Raw genomic sequence first — 19,192 nt, 5'->3', positions numbered from 1 at the left:
CATCGGCCTGCGAGGGGAAGGGGTTCAGGCATGTCCGTGGCAGAAGCCGCGTCCACCGCCATGGGAAGCAAGGACGAGACCAAGGGCGGGAGGCGGGGGCTGCTGCTGGTCATCCTGGGCGCGCTGTCGGCGATCGGCCCGCTGTCCATCGACATGTACCTGCCCGCCCTGCCCGCCATCACCGAGGAGATGCTCAGCGCTCCTGCGCAGGTCCAGCTCACCCTCACCGCCTGTCTCATCGGCGTCTCCGTCGGCCAGGTCGTCGCCGGCCCGGTCAGCGACGTGCGCGGACGGCGCGTCCCGCTGATCGTGGGCGTGTCGGGGTTCATGGTGGCCTCGCTGCTGTGCGCGTTCGCGCCGTCGGTGCCCGTGCTGATCGTCCTGCGGCTGCTCCAGGGCATCCTGGGCGGGGCGGCGCTGGTCATCGTGCGCGCGGTCGTCCGCGACCTGTACGACGGCGCCGCCATCGCCCGCATCTTCGCCACGCTCATGCTGGTCAGCGGCCTGGCGCCGATCCTCGCCCCCATCGCCGGGGCCCAGCTGCTCGCCTTCACCTCCTGGCGTGGCGTGTTCGTGGCGCTCAGCGTCGCCGGGCTCGTGCTGCTGCTGGCCGTGCTGCCGGGGGTGCGCGAGACGCTGCCCGCCGACCGGCGCGAGAGCGGCGGCCTGGGGCACACCGTGCGCACCTTCTGGCAGCTCCTGCGCGACCGCTCGTTCATGGGCTGCGCGCTCACCGCCGGGCTGGCCTTCGCGGCGATGTTCGGCTACATCTCCGGCTCGCCGTTCGTGCTCCAGCAGGTGTACGGCGCCACCCCGCAGCAGTACTCGCTCATCTTCGGGCTCAACGCGCTCGGCCTGACCGCGATGGCCCAGCTCGGCGGCCGCCTGTCGGGCCGCGTGGAGCCCGCCCGCCTGGTCGTCGTCGGGCTGGTCACCGGCCTGGTGGGCGCCGCGCTGCTGCTGACCGCCGCGCTCACCGGGCTCGGCCTGGCCGGCATCGTGGCGGGCCTGTTCGTGATCATGCTGGGTCAGGGGCTCGTCCTGCCCGGCACCGGCGCGCTCGCACTGGCCGGGCAGCCCGCCCAGATCGCCGGCAGCGCCTCGGCGCTGCTCGGCGTGCTGCAGTTCGCGCTGGGCGCCCTGGCGGCCCCGCTGGTCGGCCTGGCGGGCGAGGGCACGGCCGTGCCGATGGCCGGCGTGATGCTCGGCCTCATCATCTGCTCCACGCTCGCGTTCGCGATTCTGGGACGCCGAAAGGTTAGGTAAGCCTTACCTGCGTGAGCAATTCCATTGGTGGCCTGCTCCGATTCATTTGTGCAGCGGGAAGGAATTACGGCACACTGATGTTGTGAAAAACATGCCCACGATCGAGCCCGGTAGCGAGCGCAGCACCCGCGCGCGCGTCGCCAGGCTGATCCTTGAGCATGGTCCCGTGACGGCCGCCTCGCTCGGCGAGCGGCTGGGGCTGACGCCCGCCGCGGTGCGCAGGCACCTCGACGCGTTGCTGGCCGAGGGAATGATAGAGCCTCGCACGGTCAGGCCGCGCGGTCAGCGCGGGCGCGGACGGCCCGCCAAGCTGTTCGCCATCACCGACGCGGGGCGCAGTGCTTTCGAGCACGCCTATGACGACCTCGCCGGGAGCGCACTCCGCTTCCTGGCCGAGCGCATGGGACGAGAAGCCGTGACCGACTTCGCCCGCTCGCAGGTGTCGAGCCTGCTGACGCGGCTGGAGCCGGTCATGCGGACGGTGCCGGCGGACCAGCGCGTACAGGTGCTGGCGCAGGCGCTGTCGGCAGAGGGGTACGCCGCCTCGGCCAGCAAGGCCAAGTCGGGCGGCGACCAGCTCTGCCAGCACCACTGCCCGGTGGCTCACGCGGCCGCGGAGTTCCCGCAGCTCTGCGAGGCCGAGACGGAGGCGTTCGCGCAACTGCTCGGCACCCCGGTGCAGCGCCTGGCCACGATCGCGCACGGCGACGGGGTCTGCACGACCCACGTGAGCCCCAAGTCGCTGGCTGAATCCGCACACAGAGACAAGAGCAAGGAGACCGGAAGGTGACTGTCACCGACCGCCCGGAGCTGGAAGGCCTCGGGAATTACAAGTTCGGCTGGGCCGACCCGGATGCCGCGGGCGCGGTTGCCAAGCGTGGCCTGTCCGAGGAGGTCGTCCGCAACATCTCCGCGCTCAAGAACGAGCCGGAGTGGATGCTCGACCTTCGCCTGAAGGGCCTCCGCCTGTTCGCCAAGAAGCCGCTGCCCACCTGGGGCTCCGACCTCACCGGCATCGACTTCGACAACATCAAGTACTTCGTGCGCTCGACCGAGAAGCAGGCCGCTTCCTGGGACGAGCTGCCCGCCGACATCAAGAACACCTACGACAAGCTCGGCATCCCCGAGGCGGAGAAGCAGCGCCTCATCGCCGGCGTCGCGGCCCAGTACGAGTCGGAGGTCGTCTACCACAAGATCCGTGAGGACCTTGAGGAGAAGGGCGTCATCTTCGTCGACACCGACACGGGCCTGAAGGAGCACGAGGAGCTCTTCAAGGAGTACTTCGGCTCGGTGATCCCGGTCGGCGACAACAAGTTCGCCGCGCTCAACACCGCCGTGTGGTCCGGTGGCTCGTTCATCTACGTGCCGCCGAACGTCGAGGTCGAGATCCCGCTGCAGGCCTACTTCCGGATCAACACCGAGAACATGGGCCAGTTCGAGCGGACCCTGATCATCGTGGACGAGAACTCCTACGTCCACTACGTCGAGGGCTGCACCGCGCCGATCTACTCCTCCGACTCGCTGCACAGCGCGGTCGTCGAGATCATCGTGAAGAAGAACGCCCGCTGCCGTTACACGACCATCCAGAACTGGTCGAACAACGTCTACAACCTGGTCACCAAGCGCGCCGTCGCCTACGAGGGCGCGACCATGGAGTGGATCGACGGCAACATCGGCTCCAAGGTCACGATGAAGTACCCGGCCGTCTACCTGATGGGCGAGCACGCCAAGGGCGAGACGCTGAGCGTCGCCTTCGCCGGCGAGGGCCAGCACCAGGACGCCGGCTCCAAGATGGTGCACCTGGCGCCCAACACCAGCTCCAGCGTCATCTCCAAGTCGGTGGCGCGCGGCGGCGGCCGTACCTCCTACCGCGGTCTCGTGCAGATCGAGGAGGGCGCCCACGGCAGCGCCAGCACCGTCAAGTGCGACGCGCTCCTGGTCGACCAGATCAGCCGCTCCGACACCTACCCCTACGTCGACGTGCGCGAGGACGACGTCTCGATGGGCCACGAGGCCACGGTCTCCAAGGTCAGCGAGGACCAGCTCTTCTACCTCATGAGCCGCGGGCTCGGCGAGGACGAGGCCATGGCGATGATCGTGCGCGGCTTCGTCGAGCCGATCGCCCGCGAGCTGCCCATGGAATACGCGCTCGAGCTCAACCGGCTGATCGAGCTGCAGATGGAAGGAGCCGTCGGCTGATGGGCCTGAACGAGAAGCCCCTGTCGACCCTGCACGAGAAGGCGTCCTACGACCTGGGCGACTTCGAGGTCCCGGCCGGGCGCGAGGAGACGTGGCGCTTCACGCCGCTGTCCCGCCTGAAGGGCCTGCACAACGGCAAGGCCGACCCCGTGGGCCACGTGCGCCTCGACGTCGAGGCCGCGCCCGAGGTCGTCGTCGAGACGGTCGGGCGCGACGACGCCCGCGTCGGCAAGGCGTTCACGCCCACCGACCGGGTCAGCGCGCAGGCGTGGAACAGCTTCGAGAAGGCGACCGTGATCACGGTGCCGCGCGAGGCCGTCACGTCGAGGCCGACCGTGCTCACCCTGACCGGTGAGGGCGACGGCGCCGCCTACGGCCACATCGTGGTCAAGGTGGAGCCGATGGCCGAGGCCGTGATCGTGCTCGACCACAAGGGCAGCGCCGTCTACGCCGACAACATCGAGTTCGTCGTCGGCGACGGCGCCAACCTCAAGGTCGTCAGCCTCCAGGACTGGGACGACGACGCCGTCCACGTCTCCCACCACCACGCCCAGCTCGCCAAGGACGCGACCTTCCGCAGCTTCGTGGTGACCCTCGGCGGCGACCTGGTCCGGCTCTCGCCCAGCGTGGCCTACACCGCGCCCGGCGGCGACGCCGACATGTCCGGCGTCTACTTCGTCGACGCCGGCCAGCACCTGGAGCACCGCCTCCTGGTCGACCACTCCCAGCCCAACTGCAAGAGCAACGTCGACTACCGCGGCGCGCTGCAGGGCCAGGACGCGCACGCCGTCTGGATCGGCGACGTGATCATCAGGGTCGAGGCCGAGGGCACCGACACCTACGAGCTCAACCGCAACCTCATCCTCACCGACGGCGCCCGCGCCGACTCGGTGCCCAACCTGGAGATCCTCACCGGCGAGGTCGCCGGAGCCGGGCACGCCTCGGCCTCGGGCCGCCTCGACGACGAGCACATCTTCTACCTCCAGGCCCGCGGCATCCCCTACGACGAGGCCCGCCGCCTGGTCATCAGGGGCTTCCTCGGCCAGCTCATCGAGAAGATCCAGATCGAGGAGATCCGCGACCGCGTGCTGGCCGCGGTGGAGGCGGAGCTCGCGCGATGAGTTTCGAGAAGGTCTGCCAGGTCGCCGACATCCCCGACGGCGGCGTCATCGGCGTCGAGGTCGGGGAGACCCCGGTGGCGCTGGTGCGCAAGGGCGCCGACGTCTTCGCCCTGCACGACGTCTGCTCCCACGCCGAGGTGAAGCTCAGCGAGGGCGAGGTCTACGACGGCACCCTGGAGTGCTGGCTGCACGGCTCGTGCTTCGACGTGCGCTCCGGCAAGCCCACCGGCCCGCCCGCCACCAAGCCCGTGAACGTCTACACAGTCAAGATCGACGGCGACGACGTCCTCGTCTCGCTCTCGAAGGAGTCATAAACGTGTCCACCCTAGAGATCCGTGACCTCAAGGTCGCCGTCGAGGACAAGGAAATCCTGCGCGGCGTCAACCTGACGGTGAAGTCCGGCGAGACGCACGCCATCATGGGCCCCAACGGCTCGGGCAAGTCCACCCTCGCCTACGCGATCGCCGGTCACCCCAAGTACACGATCACCGGCGGCCAGGTGCTGCTCGACGGCGTCGACCTGCTGGAGCTGTCGGTCGACGAGCGCGCCCGCGCCGGCCTGTTCCTCGCCATGCAGTACCCGGTCGAGGTCCCCGGCGTGTCGGTGTCGAACTTCCTGCGCTCGGCCGTCACCTCGGTCCGCGGCGAGGCGCCCAAGCTGCGCGAGTTCGCCAAAGACCTCAAGGCCGGCATGGACGCGCTGTCCATCGACGCCGCCTTCGCCCAGCGCAACCTCAACGAGGGCTTCTCCGGCGGCGAGAAGAAGCGCCACGAGATCCTCCAGCTCGAGCTGCTCAAGCCGAAGATCGCGGTGCTCGACGAGACCGACTCCGGCCTCGACGTCGACGCGCTGCGGGTGGTCTCCGAGGGCATCAACCGCTTCCGCTCCACGGGTGAGACCGGCGTGCTGCTGATCACCCACTACACCCGCATCCTGCGCTACGTGAAGCCCGACTTCGTGCACGTCTTCGCCGGCGGCCGGATCGTCGAGGAGGGCGGGCCGGAGCTGGCAGACAAGCTCGAGGCCGAGGGCTACGAGCAGTACACGAAGGCATCTGCATGACTTCCACCAGCTTTGACGTGGAGAAGATCAGGAAGGACTTCCCGGTCTTCTCCCGCGAGCTGCCCGACGGGCGCCCGCTCGTCTACCTCGACTCGGGCAACTCCTCGCAGAAGCCCAACCAGGTCATCGACACCATGCGCGACCACCTGGCGCTGCACTACAGCAACGTCGGGCGGGCCATGCACGTGCTCGGCTCGGAGTCGACCGAGGCGTACGAGAGCGCGCGCGACAAGGTGGCGGCGTTCGTCGGGGCGGGCTCGCGCGATGAGGTGATCTTCACCAAGAACGCCTCCGAGGCCCTCAACCTCGTGGCCTACTCCTTCGGCAACCCCGCCAACACCGACCCGCGCTTCACCCTCGGCCCCGGCGACGAGATCGTCATCTCCGAGATGGAGCACCACTCCAACATCGTGCCGTGGCAGATGCTCGCGCAGCGCACCGGCGCGACGCTGAAGTGGTTCGGCGTCACCGACGACGGGCGGCTCGACTTCGACCCGGCCGTCGTCACCGAGCGGACGAAGATCGTCTCGATCGCCCACCAGTCGAACGTGCTCGGCACGGTCAACCCGGTCACCGCCGTGGCCGCGCGGGCGCACGAGGTCGGCGCGCTGATCATGCTCGACGCATCCCAGTCCGTGCCGCACCACCCGGTGGACATGGCCGCGCTGGGCGCCGACTTCGTGGCCTTCACCGGTCACAAGATGGTCGGCCCTTCGGGCATCGGCGTGCTGTGGGGCCGTACCGAGCTGCTGGAGGCCATGCCGCCGTTCCTGGGCGGCGGCGAGATGATCGAGGCGGTCTGGATGGACCGCTCGACGTACGCGCCGATCCCGCACAAGTTCGAGGCCGGCACGCCGCCCATCGTCGAGGCCATCGGCCTGGGCGCGGCGGTCGACTACCTCACCGCGGTCGGCATGGAAGCCATCGAGGCGCACGAGCGCTCGCTGACGGCCTACGCCCTCGACGCCCTGCGCGAGGTGCCGTCGCTGCGGCTGATCGGGCCCGACTCCCTCGACCAGCGCGGCAGCACGCTGTCGTTCACGCTGGAAGGCATACACCCCCACGATGTGGGGCAGATCCTGGACGACCAGTTCGGGGTCGCCGTCCGCGTCGGGCACCACTGCGCGCGCCCGCTGCACCTGCGGTTCGGAATACCGGCGACCACGCGGGCGTCGTTCTACCTGTACAACACCACGGGCGAGATCGACGCCCTGGTGCGCGGCCTCCATCACGTTCAGAAGGTGTTCGCATAGCCATGATCGGCGAGTCGATGTACCAGGAGCTGATCCTGGAACACTACAAGCACCCGCAGGGGCGGGGGCTGCGCGAGCCGTACGACGCGGAGGTTCACCACGTGAACCCGACGTGCGGCGACGAGATCACGCTGCGGGTCAGGGTGGGCGACGCCGGTAAGATCGAAGACGTCTCCTACGACGGCCAGGGCTGCTCGATCAGCCAGGCGGCCGCCTCCGTGCTGCACGAGCTGGCCACCGGCTCGACGGTCGAGGAGTCGCTGTCGGTGGTCGACGAGTTCACCCGGCTCATGCAGGGCCGGGGGCAGGTCGAGGCCGACGAGGAAGTGCTCGGGGACGCGGTGGCGTTCGCGGGCGTGGCCAAGTTCCCGGCGCGCGTCAAGTGCGCGCTGCTGTCGTGGATGGCCTACAAGGACGCTGTGGTGAGGAGTGCCCAATGAGCAAGCCTGTGGAGACTCCGACCGGCTTCGACGGTGACACCACCGTCGAAGAGGTCATGGAGGCGCTCAAAGACGTCGTCGACCCCGAGCTCGGCATCAACGTCGTCGACCTGGGGCTGATCTACGGGCTCAACCTCGACCCGTCCGACGCCGGTCAGCCGGTGGCCACCATCGACATGACGCTGACCAGCGCGGCCTGCCCGCTGACCGACGTCATCGAGGACCAGGCCCACTCCGCCCTGGAGGGCATGGTCTCCGACGTGAAGATCAACTGGGTCTGGCTGCCGCCGTGGGGCCCGGACAAAATCACTGACGAGGGGCGTGAGCAGCTCCGTATGCTAGGCTTCAACGTCTGATCTTTCTAGCTGTTACGGCTGGCGTTGGGCGTCAGCCGTAACAGTGTGCCAGGGAGGGGTTCGGAAGGCCCGTACCCAGCCAGGGAATATCCGATAACATCCCCGGCGTTGGCACCAGGTATACACCAGACGCCTCATCTCGCGTCATCGCGCCGCCTGCGGCCGGTGCCCCGGTGTATCCCCCCTGTGAAGTCCCGCCTCGATGGCGGGCGTACTGCAACTTGTACGGCATCAGGCCGTATGTCCCGGCTCGTCCTTTCGCAGAAGTGACGCGCCACTTCGACTGAAAGGCACGAATTTCGTGACCATGCTTGACTCTGTCATGCCCGCGATCGACGAGACCGCCCCCGAGGCGGGCCCGTCGGAGTTCGAACTGCTCGGCCTTCCCAAGCCGCTCATCAGCGGTCTGGCCAAGCAGGGCATCGACAGCCCGTTCCCCATCCAGAGTGCGACGATCCCCGACGTGCTCGCCGGCCATGACGTCCTGGGCCGTGGCCAGACCGGCTCGGGCAAGACCCTGGCCTTCGGTTTGCCGACCATGGCTCGCATCGCGGGGGTGCGGCCCGCCGCCGGCCACCCGCGCGCGATGATCCTTGTGCCCACCCGTGAGCTGGCCCTTCAGGTGCACGACGCGCTCGAACCGCTCGGACGCGGCCTCGGGCTGCGGATGAAGGTCGTCGTGGGCGGCATGTCCATGGGCAAGCAGATCGAGGCACTGCGCCGCGGCGTCGACATCGTGATCGCCACCCCGGGCCGCCTGGGCGACCTGATCCGGCAGGGCGAGTGCTCGCTGGCCCAGGTCCAGGTCTCCGTCCTCGACGAGGCCGACCACATGTGCGACCTCGGCTTCTTCCCCGTCGTCACCGAGCTGCTGGCCCAGACCCCGACCGACGGGCAGCGGCTGCTGTTCTCGGCCACCCTCGACGGCGACGTCGACAAGCTGGTGCGCCGCTTCCTCAAGGACCCGATCACCCACTCCGTGGCCCCGGCGACCTCCCCGGTCGACACCATGGAGCACCACGTGATGCAGGTCACGCGTGACGACAAGTTCGACGTCACGGCCGAGATCGCCAACCGCGAGGGCCGTACGATCATCTTCGTCCGCACCCAGCACGGCGTCGACCGGCTGTGCAAGCAGCTCGCCCGGGTCGGCATCAAGGCCGGCGGCCTGCACGGCGGCAAGCGCCAGAACCAGCGCACCCGCATCCTGGCCGAGTTCCGCGAGGGCTCGATCAACGTGCTGGTCTGCACCGACGTCGCGGCCCGCGGCATCCACGTCGACAACATCAGCCTCGTGCTGCACGTCGACCCGCCGCAGGACCACAAGAGCTACCTGCACCGCGGCGGCCGTACCGCCCGCGCGGGCGAGAAGGGCACCGTCGTCACCCTGGTGCTGCCCAACGAGCGCCGCTCGACCGACGCCCTGACCAGGCGCGCCGGCATCCACCCGTTCCGGCTCAAGGCCACCCCGGGGCACCCCCGGCTGGCCGAGGTGGCCGGGGCCAGGATGCCGAGCGGCGAGGCCATCCCCGTGTGGGAGCCCGACGTGCGCAAGCCGCTGCGCCCGCGCCGTGAGGGCGGTCACGGCGGCGCCGAGCGCCGGGGCGGGCGTCGTCCGCGCCGCGAGTTCGACGGCGAGCGCCGTCCGCGCCGGCACGAGGACGGCACCTTCGCCGGCGGCGGCGACGACCGCCGTCCGCGCCGCCACGAGGAGGCCGGTGGCGAGGACCGTCGTCCGCGCCGGCACGCCGAGGGCGAGCGGCCGTTCGGCGGTGGGCAGCGCTCCGGCGAGCCGCGCACGTTCGGCGACGACCGCAGGCGTGGCGACCGGCCGCGCGGCGGTTTCCGTTCCGACGACCGTCCCGCCCGTCAGGACGACCGCGGTGGTTTCCGCTCGGATGACCGTCCCGCCCGTCAGGACGACCGTGGTGGCTTCCGTTCCGACGACCGCCCGTTCCGCCAGGACGACCGCGGCTACCGGTCCGAGGGGCCGCGTGGCGGCGGGTTCCGTGACGGCCAGCGCAGCGGCGGCGGCGGTTTCCGCTCCGACGACCGCGGCCGCTTCGGCGCCGACCGTGGCCGCCCGTTCTCGGGCGACCGTGACCGGCCCGCCCGCTCCGATGAGCGCGCCCCCCGCGACGGCTTCCGCTCCGGCGGCGGCTTCCGTTCCGAGGAGCGCGGCAACGGCGGCTTCCGCCGTAACAACGGCGGCCGCCGCTTCGAGCGCTGACCCCGGCTGAACGACCGACTGCCCGTCGCACCTCCCACCGGGGAGGGGCGGCGGGCTTCGTCGTTCCCGAGCGTCCTACGAGGTCAGGACCTCAAGAGCGCGGTCGACGTCGTCCGTGGTGTTGTAGACGTGGAAGCCCGCACGGACCCGGCCGGCGCGCACCGCTGCGCGGATGCCGGCCGCCGCCAGCCGCTCGCCCGGCGCCTCCACCGACACGATCGCCGAGTCGGACGGTTCCAGCCCCAGCCCGGCCCTGAACCGGTTGGCCAGCCCGACGTCGTGCTCGTGGACGCGCTGGGCGCCGATCTCGTTGAGCAGTTCGAGCGCGGGCGCCGCGCCGACGTAGCAGAACCAGGCCGGCGACAGGTCGAAGGCGCGGGCGTCGGCGGCCAGCCGCAGCGGCGGCCCGTAGTAGGAGCCGCCCGGATCCTCACCGGCGTACCAGTTGGCCGCCAGCGGGCGCATGAGGGAGCGCACCCGGGGCGACAGGTACCCGAACGCGGCCCCGCGCGGCGCCATGAGCCACTTGTACGCCGCGCACGCCAGCACGTCGATCCCGTCGGCCACCGACACCGGCAGCCACCCGCACGCCTGGGAGCCGTCGGCGATGACCAGCGCGTCGTGGGCGCGGGCGGCGGCGACGACGTCGTGCAAAGGCGTCACGTAGCCGGTGGCCGACTGGACGAGGCTGAAGGCGACGGCGTCGATCCGGCTCGTGACGGCGTCGGCCAGGCGCTCGGCGGGCACGGTCTCGACCTCGGCCGCCACCGCCCACGGGAACAGGTTGCTGGTGAACTCGATCTCCGGCACCAGCACCCGCGCCCCCGGCGGCAGCGCGGTCGCCACCGTGGACATGATCTGCGACACCGTCGAGCCGACCGTGACGTCTGCCGGGCCGGCGCCGACCAGGTGGGCGAAGGCCGTGCGGGCCCGGCCGACCGAGGCGTCCCAGGGCGCCCAGTCGCCGCTGCCGTGCCGCCACTCGGTGAGCACGGCCTGCAACTCCTCGAACGCCGGGCGGGGCGGAAGGCCGTACGAAGGGGTGTTGAGCCAGCCGGGATCGGCGTCCCAGAGCTTGCCAACGGTCGCGATGTCCATGACCACCAGCCTAGAAGGGCCTTCTGGAGATCAAGCGGCGCCCGTACGACGGGCAGGAAGCGGCCGTCTCGCGTGGCGGACTCCGGGCGGCGTCACCGCCGCGCGCAGACTAGGCTTGTCAGGCACGCCACCCGACCGACGAGAGAGACCATGAAGACCTTCGAAGAGCTGTTCGCCGAGCTGTCAGACAAGGCGCGTACCAGGCCCGCGGGCTCGGGCACCGTGGCCGCGCTCGACGCCGGCGTGCATGCCATCGGCAAGAAGGTCGTCGAGGAGGCCGCCGAGAGCTGGATGGCCGCCGAGCACGAGTCGAACGACAGGGCGGCGGAGGAGATCTCCCAGCTCCTCTACCACGTGCAGGTGCTCATGATCGCCAAGGGAATCGGGCTCGACGAGGTGTACAAGCATCTCTAGGGCGCCTCGCGCCCGCCCCGGCGTCCCATCGACCATGAGTGAGGAAGAAGACCCGAACATGCTGCGTCTGGCCGTACCGAACAAGGGCGCGCTCAGCGAAGCCGCCCAGAACATGCTCAAGGAGGCCGGCTACCGGTCCCGCAGGGACAGCAAGGAGCTCGTCGTCGTCGACGAGGACAACGGCTGCGAGCTGTTCTTCCTGCGTCCCCGCGACATCGCCGTCTACGTCGGGGAGGGCACCCTCGACCTCGGCATCACCGGCCGCGACATGCTGATCGACTCCGGCGCGCCGGTCGAGGAGATCATGCCGCTCGGCTTCGGCGGCTCCACCTTCCGCCTGGCCGCCAGGGCGGGCACGATGTCGTCGGTCAAAGATCTCGACGGGCAGCGCATCGCCACCTCCTACGCGGGGCTGCTCGACAAGTACCTGTCCGACCAGGGCGTCGACGCCCGCGTGATCAAGCTCGACGGCGCCGTCGAGACCGCGATCCGGCTCGGCGTGGCCGACGCGGTCGCCGACGTCGTGGAGACCGGCACCACGCTGCGCAACGTCGGCCTGGAGGTGTTCGGCGAGCCGATCATGCGTTCGGAGGGCGTGCTGATCAAGCGGCAGAGCGCGCCGGAGACGCCGGGCATGGGCCAGCTCGTCCGCCGCATCCAGGGCGTCGTGCACGCCCGCGACTTCGTCATGATGGACTACGACATCCGCGCCGAGCGCATCGAGGAGGCCATCGCCCTCACGCCCGGCATGGAGGGGCCCACGGTCTCGCCGCTCCACCGCGAGGGCTGGGTCGCCGTCCGGGCCATGGTCCGGCGCAAGGGCCACCAGCAGGTGATGGACCAGCTCTGGGACATCGGCGCGCGGGCCATCCTGGTCACCGACATCTACGCCTGCCGCCTCTGACAAATGTCACGGTCAACCCCGGAAGGATCACACTAACGGGGGAAAAGCCGCGCCCGTAGCGTTTGCTGACATGAACGCCATCGTGTTCGACCAGGTCAGCAAGCGCTACGGGGACGTGCTTGCCGTCGACGACCTCTCGCTCGCCATCGAGCCGGGCAAGACCGTGGCCCTGCTCGGCCCCAACGGCGCGGGCAAGTCCACCTCGATCAACATGCTGCTCGGCCTGCTGCGTCCCAGCAGCGGCACGATCACCATCCACGGCCGCACGCCCGACCACGCGGTGCGCTCCGGCGAGCTGGGCGCGATGCTCCAGAACGGCGCCCTCATCCCCGAGCTGTCGGTCAAGGAGCTCATCGACCTCGTCCGCCGGCTCTACCCCGACCCGCTGCCGCTGGCCGAGATCCTCCAGCTGGCCGACCTGTCGGACCTGGTCAAGCGGCGCGCGAACAAGCTGTCCGGCGGCCAGACGCAGCGCGTCAGGTTCGCCCTGGCCATCGCCGGCGCGCCGAAGATCCTGCTGCTCGACGAGCCGACCGCGGCCATGGACGTGGAGTCCAGGCTGCGGTTCTGGGCCAGCATGCACGACTACGCCGCCGGCGGCAGGACCGTGCTGTTCGCCACCCACTACCTGGAGGAGGCCGACGAGCACTCCGACCGGGTGATCGTCATCGCCCGCGGCCGGCTGGCCGCCGACGGGACCGCCGCCGAGATCAAGGCGGGCGTGGGCGGGCAGGTCGTCCGCTTCACCCTGGGCGACCAGCCCGCGGCCGGGCTCGACCGGCTGCCCGGCGTCACCGCCGTCGAGGTGGCCGCCGGCACCGCCACGCTGCACACCTCCGACCCCGACGCGACCGTGGCCGCCCTGTTCCGGGGCACCGAGCTCGACGTACGGGGCCTCCAGCTCACCGGCGCCGACCTCGAAGACGCCTTCCTCGCGCTCACCAGGGAGTCCTGATGTTGTTCTACGCCAAGACCGAGGCGATGCGCATGCTGCGCAACCGGCGCTACATCATCTTCGTGGTCATCTTCCCGGTCGTGCTGTACCTGATCAACGCCAACATCTACGGCAAGCAGACCGACGGCGCCGGGGTGAGCTACAGCGTCGTGCTGATGGTCTCCATGGCCGCCTACGGGGCGCTGGCCTCGTCGATGATGAGCTCGGCGGTGCCGTGGGCGACCGAACGGCAGTCCGGCTGGCTGCGCCAGCTCCAGATCACCCCGCTGCCGAACTGGATGATCATCGCCACCAAGCTCGGCACCGCCATGCTGCTCGTGCTGCCCTCGCTGCTGCTGGTGGCCGTCGTCGGGGTCGTCCAGCAGGGCGTGTCGATGCCGGTCGGCCGGTGGGTGCCGCTGCTGCTGGCCATGTGGCTGGGGACGATCCCGTTCATCGCGCTGGGCCTGGCGATCGGGTCGCTGCTGACGGCCGACGCCGCGCAGCCGGCCGCGATGATCTGCATGTTCGTCCTGGCCATCGCGGGCGGCCTGTGGTTCCCGCCCGAGGTGTTCGGCGACACCATGCGGACCGTGGCCGACGTCATGCCCTCCTACCACTACGCGAGCCTCGGCTGGAGCATCGTCGCCGGGAACGGCGTCGCGCTGACCGACGTGCTGGTGGTCGGCGGATGGGCGGTCGTCCTGGGCGGGGCTGCCGCCTACCTCTACCGCCGGGCTACTGTTCGGGCATGAGTTTCGCCGACAAGCTGCACTTCGGCGACGGGCGGCCGTCGCCCAGGCGGCGGCTGCTCGGGATGTCCGTCGGCATGGTCTACCTCGTCTTCCCGATCGCCGAGATCGTCGCGGGCGGCGTCACGGGCGCCCGCGCGGTCTGGGGGGCCGTGGCGCTGGTCGCGTTCGTCGGCTGCTTCGCCGCCACGGTGATCAGCGCCAAGAGCTTCCACGAGCGCTCGCGCGCCACCTTCCCCCTGCTCGGGGTGACCGCGGTGATCGCGGTGATCAGCGCGTTCGCCTTCGGCGGCGCCTGGCTCACCCTGCCCGTCTACACGGTCGTGCTCTACGGGTTCACCCTCCCGCCCGCCTGGGCGCTGGCCGGGGTGGGCGTGAACCTGGCGGTGGTGGTGGCGGCCGGGGTGCTGACCGGCGACGAGTTCGCCGGCGTCGTCGTCCTGGGGCTGCAGGTCGTCACGCTGGGCGTGTTGTTCATCAGCATCCGCAACAGCAGGGTGCTGACGCTGAGGCTGCACGAGGCGCAGGGCGAGGTGGCCAGGCTGGCGGCCACGGAGGAGCGCCTGCGCATCGCCCGCGACCTGCACGACCTGCTCGGCCACAGCCTGTCGCTGATCGTGCTCAAGAGCGAGCTGGCCGGTCGGCTGGCCGAGGAGTCGCCGCAGGTGCGGCAGGAGATCGCCGACATCGAGTCCGTCGCCAGGCAGGCGCTGGTGGAGGTGCGCGAGGCGGTCACCGGCTACCGGCAGCGCAGCCTGTCGGAGGAGCTCGACGGCGCCCGGTCGGTGCTGCGGGCGGCGGGCGTGCGGGCCGAGGTGCGGGTGTCCGGCACACCGCTGCCCGACCTGCTCGACGGGCTGTTCGGCTGGGCGGTGCGCGAGGGCGTCACCAACGTCGTACGGCACGCGCGGGCCGCCCGTTGCGAGATCCAGGTGACGTACGACGGCGAACACGCCACCCTTGAGATCATGGACGACGGACGCGGCGGCGAGCCGCAGGGCACCGGCAGCGGGCTCAGCGGCCTGCGCGAACGGGTGACGGGCGCGGGCGGCACCATGGAGGCCGGCGGTGCGCCCACGGGCGGGTTCCGGCTGCGGGTGCTCGTCCCGGCCAAGGTGGGGACGGCCGCGTGATCCGGGTGATGCTGGCCGAGGACCAGGGCATGATCCGCGGCGCCCTGGCCTCGCTGCTCGGCCTGGAGCCCGACATCGAGGTGGTCGGCGAGGCCGCCGACGGGAACGAGGCCGTCGCCGTCGCGCTGGCCGTGACCCCCGACATCGCGCTGCTCGACATCGAGATGCCCGGCAAGGACGGCCTCACCGCCGCCGCCGAGATCGCCGCCCGGGTGCCGGGCTGCCGGGTGATGATCCTGACCACGTTCGGGCGGCCCGGCTACCTGCGTACCGCGATGGAGGCGGGGGCGGTGGCGTTCCTGGTCAAGGACAGCCCGGCCAAGGACCTCGCGGCGGCCATCCGCCGGGTGCAGGCGGGGGAGCGGGTCATCGACCCGGGGCTGGCCGCGGCGGCGCTGAGCGCGGGGCCGAACCCGCTGTCGGCGCGCGAGCGCGACGTGCTGGCCGCCGCCGCCGACGGCTCCACGATCGGGGACGTCGCCCGGCGCCTGCACCTGTCGGAGGGCACCGTGCGCAACTACCTGTCCTCGGCCATCCAGAAGACGCACGCGCGCAACCGCATCGAGGCCGTGCGGCGGGCCAGGGCGCAGGGCTGGGTCTAGCCGGGGCAGGGCCGGCGGGGGCTCACGTCCGCATGGCGGCGATCTGGCGGATCAGGTCCGACACCCGGACGATGCCCAGGCAGCGGTTGAGCTCGTCGGTGACCACCAGGTCGTCGTAGATGCGGGCCGCGTCCCGGCCGGCGGCCTGCATGGCGGCGATGGCGGGGGTCGTCCTCGGGACCGTGCGCGGCGGGTCGGCCAGGCGCTGGGCGGGCTTGGCGCCGTGCAGGGCGTGCCCGTACCGGGCGGCGAAGGACAGCAGGAAGCGGCTGCGGTCCAGGCTGCCCTTGGGGCGCTGGTACTCGTCCACCAGGATCACGCTGGTGATCGTGGGCTCGTGCCCGAACGCCGCCACGACCTCCTCCGCCTTGGCGCCGGCCGGCAGCGTCACCGCCGGGATCAGCAGCTCCTGCACGCGCGGGCCGAGCATCAGCGTGTCCGGCGACTCGTCGGCCACCGGGAGCGGCACCCGGATCTTGCCGTCGGGGCCGGGCGCCAGCAGCGGGCCGTGGGCCAGGCGCACGCCCAGGCCGCGGGCCACCGCCACCTGCCCCTCGCGCTCGACGCCCGGGGCCAGCACGTGCGCGCCGATCCCGCGGGCCAGCGTCACCACCGCGCGCGCCACCGCCGCCGCCCGGTGGTCGCCCGGCAACCTGGTCACCAGCTCCTCGTCCAGGGCCAGCAGGTACGGCGCGGAGTCGGTGACGACGTCCAGCGCCGGGCCGCCCGCGCCCACGTCGGCGAAGCCCAGCAGGTAGCCGATCGTGCGCAGCCCGTCGAGGCCGACCTTCAGCAGGCGGCGGTCCTGCTCCTGGCACGTTCCGGTGAGCATCAGGATCGCCTCACGAGGATGCCTGCCCGCCCGCCGCAGGGCCTCGTGGAGCGGCGCCAGCGCCCCGGCGCCCGAGAGCACCACGTGCAGGGGCAGTGGCAGCACCATGGGCAGCGGAGCCGCCCGGAGAACGCCCGCCGGGTCGACGGCGGCGGGCTGCGCGATGACGGCCCCGTTGTCGAGATCCACTACGGGGCTGGTGAGCAGGGAGGACACGTTCAGATGATCCGACCGGCACAGTTACGGCAGAAGCCCCCCGAAACGAAGTTCACCGACATTTCCGCTATAGTTCCCCCCTTCTCGTGAAGGGAATGTCGTTCGGTTACCCTTCCCGCATGAGCGCGCGTCCGGCCAGAGGCGGCGGCCGCTGGGTCACGGTGCCGCCCGAGCGCGTGCACCCCTGGATCGACGGGTTCGCCGGCCGCCACGGTCCCTTCGAGGCCGCCGGCGACGACCGCGTGGTCCGCCTGACCGCCGCCGACGGCGCGCTGGCCGAGCTGCACGTGCCGTTCCCGCCCATGGCCCCCGGCCCGCCGCACGTGACCAGGCTGGTCGCGCACGCGCAGGCCGCGCGGCGGGTGGGCGTGCTGCTGGTGCGGCTCGGCGGTTACGCGGCCGGTGTGTTCCACGGCGCCGACCTGCTGGACTCCAAGGTCGGCTCCCGGCTGGTGCAGGGCCGTACGGCGGCCGGCGGGTGGTCGCAGCAGCGCTTCGCCAGGAGGCGGCAGAAGCAGGCGGCCCAGGCTTTCGACAGCGCGGCGGAGACGGCGGTGCGGGTGCTCTTGCCGGCGCTCGGGGAGCTGGAGGCGGTGGTGCTCGGCGGCGACCGGCGGGCGGTCGACGCGCTGCGCGGCGACCGGCGGCTCGCGCCGGTGTTCGCGCTGGAGAGCGAGCCGTTCCTGGTTGTGCCCGACCCGAGGCTCACGGTCCTGCGCGACGCGCCCGCCCGGTTCCGGGCCGTCCGGATCCGGGTGGTCGACCCGTCCTGAGCCCTGAGGGGTCGATCAGGCGGTCAGGACGCCGGGAGGAAGGCGTCGGCGTGGTCGGCGACGAAGGCGGCAAGGGTCCGGGGCGGGCGGCCGGTGACGTCCTCGACGGTCGTGGTGATCTCCGCCCAGCCGGTCTCGCTCAGCGTCGCCTGCGCGGTGGCCAGCTCGGTGGCGAACGGCTCCGGGATCCCCTGCCCGGCCAGCAGCGCGGCCATCTCGGGCACCGGCAGGTCCACGTAGGAGACGGGACGCCCGAGCACGCCGGTCATCGTCGCCGCGATCTCCTCGTGGCTGGGCGACTCGGGCCCGGTCAGCAGGTACGAGCCCGACGCGCCCACCGGCCGGGTCAGCAGGGCGGCGGCCACCGCGGCGATGTCCCTGGCGTCGATGTAGTTCATCCCGCCGGTGCCCCAGGAGCCGTGGAAGCGGTCGCCGCGCACCTCGCCGAGCAGGTTCTGCATGAACCCGGTCGGCTGCAGGACGGCGTGCGGCACGCCGGAGGCCCGCAGGTGCTCGTCGACCTCGCCGTGGGGGCCGGCGCTGAGCGCGGCGCCGGGGGCGGCGTCGCGTACGGAGACCTCGACGATCTGTGCCACGCCCGCCTCGGCGGCCAGGTCGACGACCTCGTTGAGCCGCTCGGCGAACCCGGGGAACGGCGAGCTGTTGAGGAACAGCCGGTCGCCGGGGGACAGCAGACCGCCGATCGTCTCCGGCCGGGTGAAGTCCCCGACGGCGTGCCGTACGCCCAGGTCGGCGGGCGTACGGGACACCGCGAGCACGTCCTGGCCGGCGAGCTGGGCGACCAGGGCCCGGCCGATGGACCCGGTCGCGCCGGTGATCACGATCATGATGGCCTCCTAAGTGGAATCTCTTCGTCCGCTTACCCGGACGGTACACTAAGCGGAAACAGTTCGTCCACTTAGGAGGTCGGGACGTGCGCGCGGACGCCAGAAGGAACCTGGTCAAGATCCTCGACGCGGCCGCGCGGGTGATGGCCGAGCGTGGCGTCAACGCGCCCATGGAGCTCATCGCGCGGCAGGCCGGCGTCGGCGTCGGCACCCTCTACCGCCGCTTCCCCGACCGCGACGCGCTCATCGCCGCGCTGGGCGAGCATTACGTCCAGTCGCTGGCCGAGGCCCTGGAGGACGCCGTCGACGGCGAGCGGGACGCCTGGAGCGCGCTGCGGGGCTTCGTGGTGTGGGCCGCCGCCCCCGGCCGCGTCGCGCTGGCCGCCGCGCTGGCCCACCTGCCGCAGGAGGCGATCGCGGGCACGGCGGAGTTCGCCGAGAGCAAGGAGCGCTGGCTGGGCCTGCTCCAGGGGCTCGTCCGCCGGGCCCAGGCCGAGGGCGGCATGCGTCCCGACGTGACCTGGGAGGACGTCGTCAGCCTGCTCAACGTCTTCACCTGCCACCCCGACGGGCTGCCCGCCCCCGTGGCCGCCCGTCCGGAGAAGTACCTGCACCTCATGCTCGACGGGATGGCCGCCGGGGCCGCGACTTCGCTGCCGGCCTGACGGCGTCCGTCACACGCGTACCGGGGGCACCTGGAGCCCCCATAAGCAGAGGTAGTGCCTGGCACGGGGGCCCTACACTGATCTGTATGCATA

At 71.4% G+C, this 19,192-nt stretch carries 21 protein-coding genes; 18 read left to right on the top strand and 3 right to left on the bottom strand.

Annotated features, from left to right (window positions below; genetic code table 11):
* Window positions 1-30 precede the first annotated feature (30 nt).
* The 10 genes from ABZ444_RS22990 to ABZ444_RS22945 all read left to right on the top strand — a co-directional run bounded on the left by ABZ444_RS22990 (window position 31) and on the right by ABZ444_RS22945 (window position 9,928).
* The gene (locus ABZ444_RS22990) at window positions 31-1,266 is read left to right on the top strand and encodes a multidrug effflux MFS transporter (protein WP_358000221.1); all 1,236 of its coding nucleotides are present in this window, start codon (window positions 31-33) and stop codon (window positions 1,264-1,266) included.
* A 91-nt stretch (window positions 1,267-1,357) separates the two neighbouring features.
* Window positions 1,358-2,056, top strand: coding sequence for a metalloregulator ArsR/SmtB family transcription factor (locus ABZ444_RS22985; protein WP_352328768.1), 699 nt, complete (start codon window positions 1,358-1,360; stop codon window positions 2,054-2,056).
* Window positions 2,053-3,465, top strand: a complete 1,413-nt coding sequence (gene sufB, locus ABZ444_RS22980) for a Fe-S cluster assembly protein SufB (protein WP_358000217.1) — start codon at window positions 2,053-2,055, stop codon at window positions 3,463-3,465. The genes ABZ444_RS22985 and sufB overlap by 4 nt, the downstream gene beginning before the upstream one ends.
* On the top strand, window positions 3,465-4,586 hold the full coding sequence (sufD, locus tag ABZ444_RS22975) for a Fe-S cluster assembly protein SufD (RefSeq protein ID WP_358000214.1): 1,122 nt from the start codon (window positions 3,465-3,467) through the stop codon (window positions 4,584-4,586). Before sufB ends, sufD begins: the two co-directional genes overlap by 1 nt.
* A complete protein-coding gene (locus ABZ444_RS22970; RefSeq protein ID WP_352325535.1) occupies window positions 4,583-4,900 on the top strand; it encodes a non-heme iron oxygenase ferredoxin subunit in 318 nt (105 codons plus the stop codon). Before sufD ends, ABZ444_RS22970 begins: the two co-directional genes overlap by 4 nt.
* Before the next feature lie 2 nt (window positions 4,901-4,902).
* On the top strand, window positions 4,903-5,649 hold the full coding sequence (gene sufC / locus ABZ444_RS22965; RefSeq protein ID WP_352325533.1) for a Fe-S cluster assembly ATPase SufC: 747 nt from the start codon (window positions 4,903-4,905) through the stop codon (window positions 5,647-5,649).
* The gene (locus ABZ444_RS22960; protein ID WP_358000211.1) at window positions 5,646-6,902 is read left to right on the top strand and encodes a cysteine desulfurase; all 1,257 of its coding nucleotides are present in this window, start codon (window positions 5,646-5,648) and stop codon (window positions 6,900-6,902) included. The genes sufC and ABZ444_RS22960 overlap by 4 nt, the downstream gene beginning before the upstream one ends.
* Window positions 6,903-6,904: 2 nt before the next feature.
* A complete protein-coding gene (gene sufU / locus ABZ444_RS22955; RefSeq protein ID WP_352325531.1) occupies window positions 6,905-7,342 on the top strand; it encodes a Fe-S cluster assembly sulfur transfer protein SufU in 438 nt (145 codons plus the stop codon).
* Entirely contained in the window at window positions 7,339-7,698 is a 360-nt protein-coding gene (locus tag ABZ444_RS22950; protein WP_352325530.1) for a metal-sulfur cluster assembly factor, read from the top strand. Before sufU ends, ABZ444_RS22950 begins: the two co-directional genes overlap by 4 nt.
* Window positions 7,699-8,005: 307 nt before the next feature.
* Window positions 8,006-9,928 carry a DEAD/DEAH box helicase gene (locus tag ABZ444_RS22945; protein WP_358000208.1) on the top strand — a complete coding sequence of 641 codons (1,923 nt, stop codon included), beginning with the start codon at window positions 8,006-8,008 and terminating at the stop codon, window positions 9,926-9,928.
* Between the two features lie 75 nt (window positions 9,929-10,003).
* Here ABZ444_RS22945 and ABZ444_RS22940 read toward each other — a convergent pair whose 3' ends face one another.
* Window positions 10,004-11,026 (bottom strand): aminotransferase class V-fold PLP-dependent enzyme, encoded by a 1,023-nt coding sequence (locus tag ABZ444_RS22940; protein WP_358000205.1) that lies wholly within the window; start codon window positions 11,024-11,026, stop codon window positions 10,004-10,006.
* A gap of 150 nt (window positions 11,027-11,176) precedes the next feature.
* Between ABZ444_RS22940 and ABZ444_RS22935 the strand changes: the two genes are divergently transcribed.
* From ABZ444_RS22935 to ABZ444_RS22910, 6 genes are all read left to right on the top strand, one after another.
* Window positions 11,177-11,440 carry a phosphoribosyl-ATP diphosphatase gene (locus ABZ444_RS22935; RefSeq protein ID WP_189652386.1) on the top strand — a complete coding sequence of 88 codons (264 nt, stop codon included), beginning with the start codon at window positions 11,177-11,179 and terminating at the stop codon, window positions 11,438-11,440.
* Window positions 11,441-11,498: 58 nt separating this feature from the next.
* A complete protein-coding gene (hisG, locus tag ABZ444_RS22930) occupies window positions 11,499-12,344 on the top strand; it encodes an ATP phosphoribosyltransferase (RefSeq protein WP_358000381.1) in 846 nt (281 codons plus the stop codon).
* Between the two features lie 70 nt (window positions 12,345-12,414).
* Entirely contained in the window at window positions 12,415-13,299 is an 885-nt protein-coding gene (locus tag ABZ444_RS22925; protein ID WP_357983299.1) for an ABC transporter ATP-binding protein, read from the top strand.
* Window positions 13,299-14,033: an ABC transporter permease gene (locus ABZ444_RS22920; RefSeq protein ID WP_358000202.1), complete on the top strand. Its 735-nt coding sequence runs from the start codon at window positions 13,299-13,301 to the stop codon at window positions 14,031-14,033. Before ABZ444_RS22925 ends, ABZ444_RS22920 begins: the two co-directional genes overlap by 1 nt.
* The gene (locus tag ABZ444_RS22915; RefSeq protein WP_358000199.1) at window positions 14,030-15,163 is read left to right on the top strand and encodes a sensor histidine kinase; all 1,134 of its coding nucleotides are present in this window, start codon (window positions 14,030-14,032) and stop codon (window positions 15,161-15,163) included. The genes ABZ444_RS22920 and ABZ444_RS22915 overlap by 4 nt, the downstream gene beginning before the upstream one ends.
* Window positions 15,160-15,765, top strand: coding sequence for a response regulator transcription factor (locus ABZ444_RS22910; protein WP_358000196.1), 606 nt, complete (start codon window positions 15,160-15,162; stop codon window positions 15,763-15,765). The genes ABZ444_RS22915 and ABZ444_RS22910 overlap by 4 nt, the downstream gene beginning before the upstream one ends.
* 22 nt (window positions 15,766-15,787) lie before the next feature.
* On the opposite strand, the gene ABZ444_RS22905 is transcribed toward ABZ444_RS22910, so the two are convergent.
* Complete coding sequence (locus ABZ444_RS22905) at window positions 15,788-16,813, bottom strand: EAL domain-containing protein (RefSeq protein ID WP_358000193.1); 1,026 nt, start codon at window positions 16,811-16,813, stop codon at window positions 15,788-15,790.
* Between the two features lie 119 nt (window positions 16,814-16,932).
* On the opposite strand from ABZ444_RS22905, the gene ABZ444_RS22900 reads away from it, so the two are divergent.
* A complete protein-coding gene (locus ABZ444_RS22900; protein WP_358000190.1) occupies window positions 16,933-17,586 on the top strand; it encodes an acVLRF1 family peptidyl-tRNA hydrolase in 654 nt (217 codons plus the stop codon).
* Window positions 17,587-17,609: 23 nt separating this feature from the next.
* Here ABZ444_RS22900 and ABZ444_RS22895 read toward each other — a convergent pair whose 3' ends face one another.
* The gene (locus ABZ444_RS22895) at window positions 17,610-18,434 is read right to left on the bottom strand and encodes an NAD(P)H-binding protein (RefSeq protein ID WP_358000187.1); all 825 of its coding nucleotides are present in this window, start codon (window positions 18,432-18,434) and stop codon (window positions 17,610-17,612) included.
* 86 nt (window positions 18,435-18,520) lie between these two features.
* Between ABZ444_RS22895 and ABZ444_RS22890 the strand changes: the two genes are divergently transcribed.
* Window positions 18,521-19,099 (top strand): helix-turn-helix domain-containing protein, encoded by a 579-nt coding sequence (locus tag ABZ444_RS22890; RefSeq protein ID WP_358000184.1) that lies wholly within the window; start codon window positions 18,521-18,523, stop codon window positions 19,097-19,099.
* The last annotated feature ends 93 nt before the right edge of the window (window positions 19,100-19,192 follow it).

The sequence above is a fragment of the Nonomuraea sp. NPDC005730 genome (assembly GCF_040630865.1).
GTDB lineage: Bacteria > Actinomycetota > Actinomycetes > Streptosporangiales > Streptosporangiaceae > Nonomuraea.
This window is presented reverse-complemented; position numbering and strand designations above follow the sequence as displayed.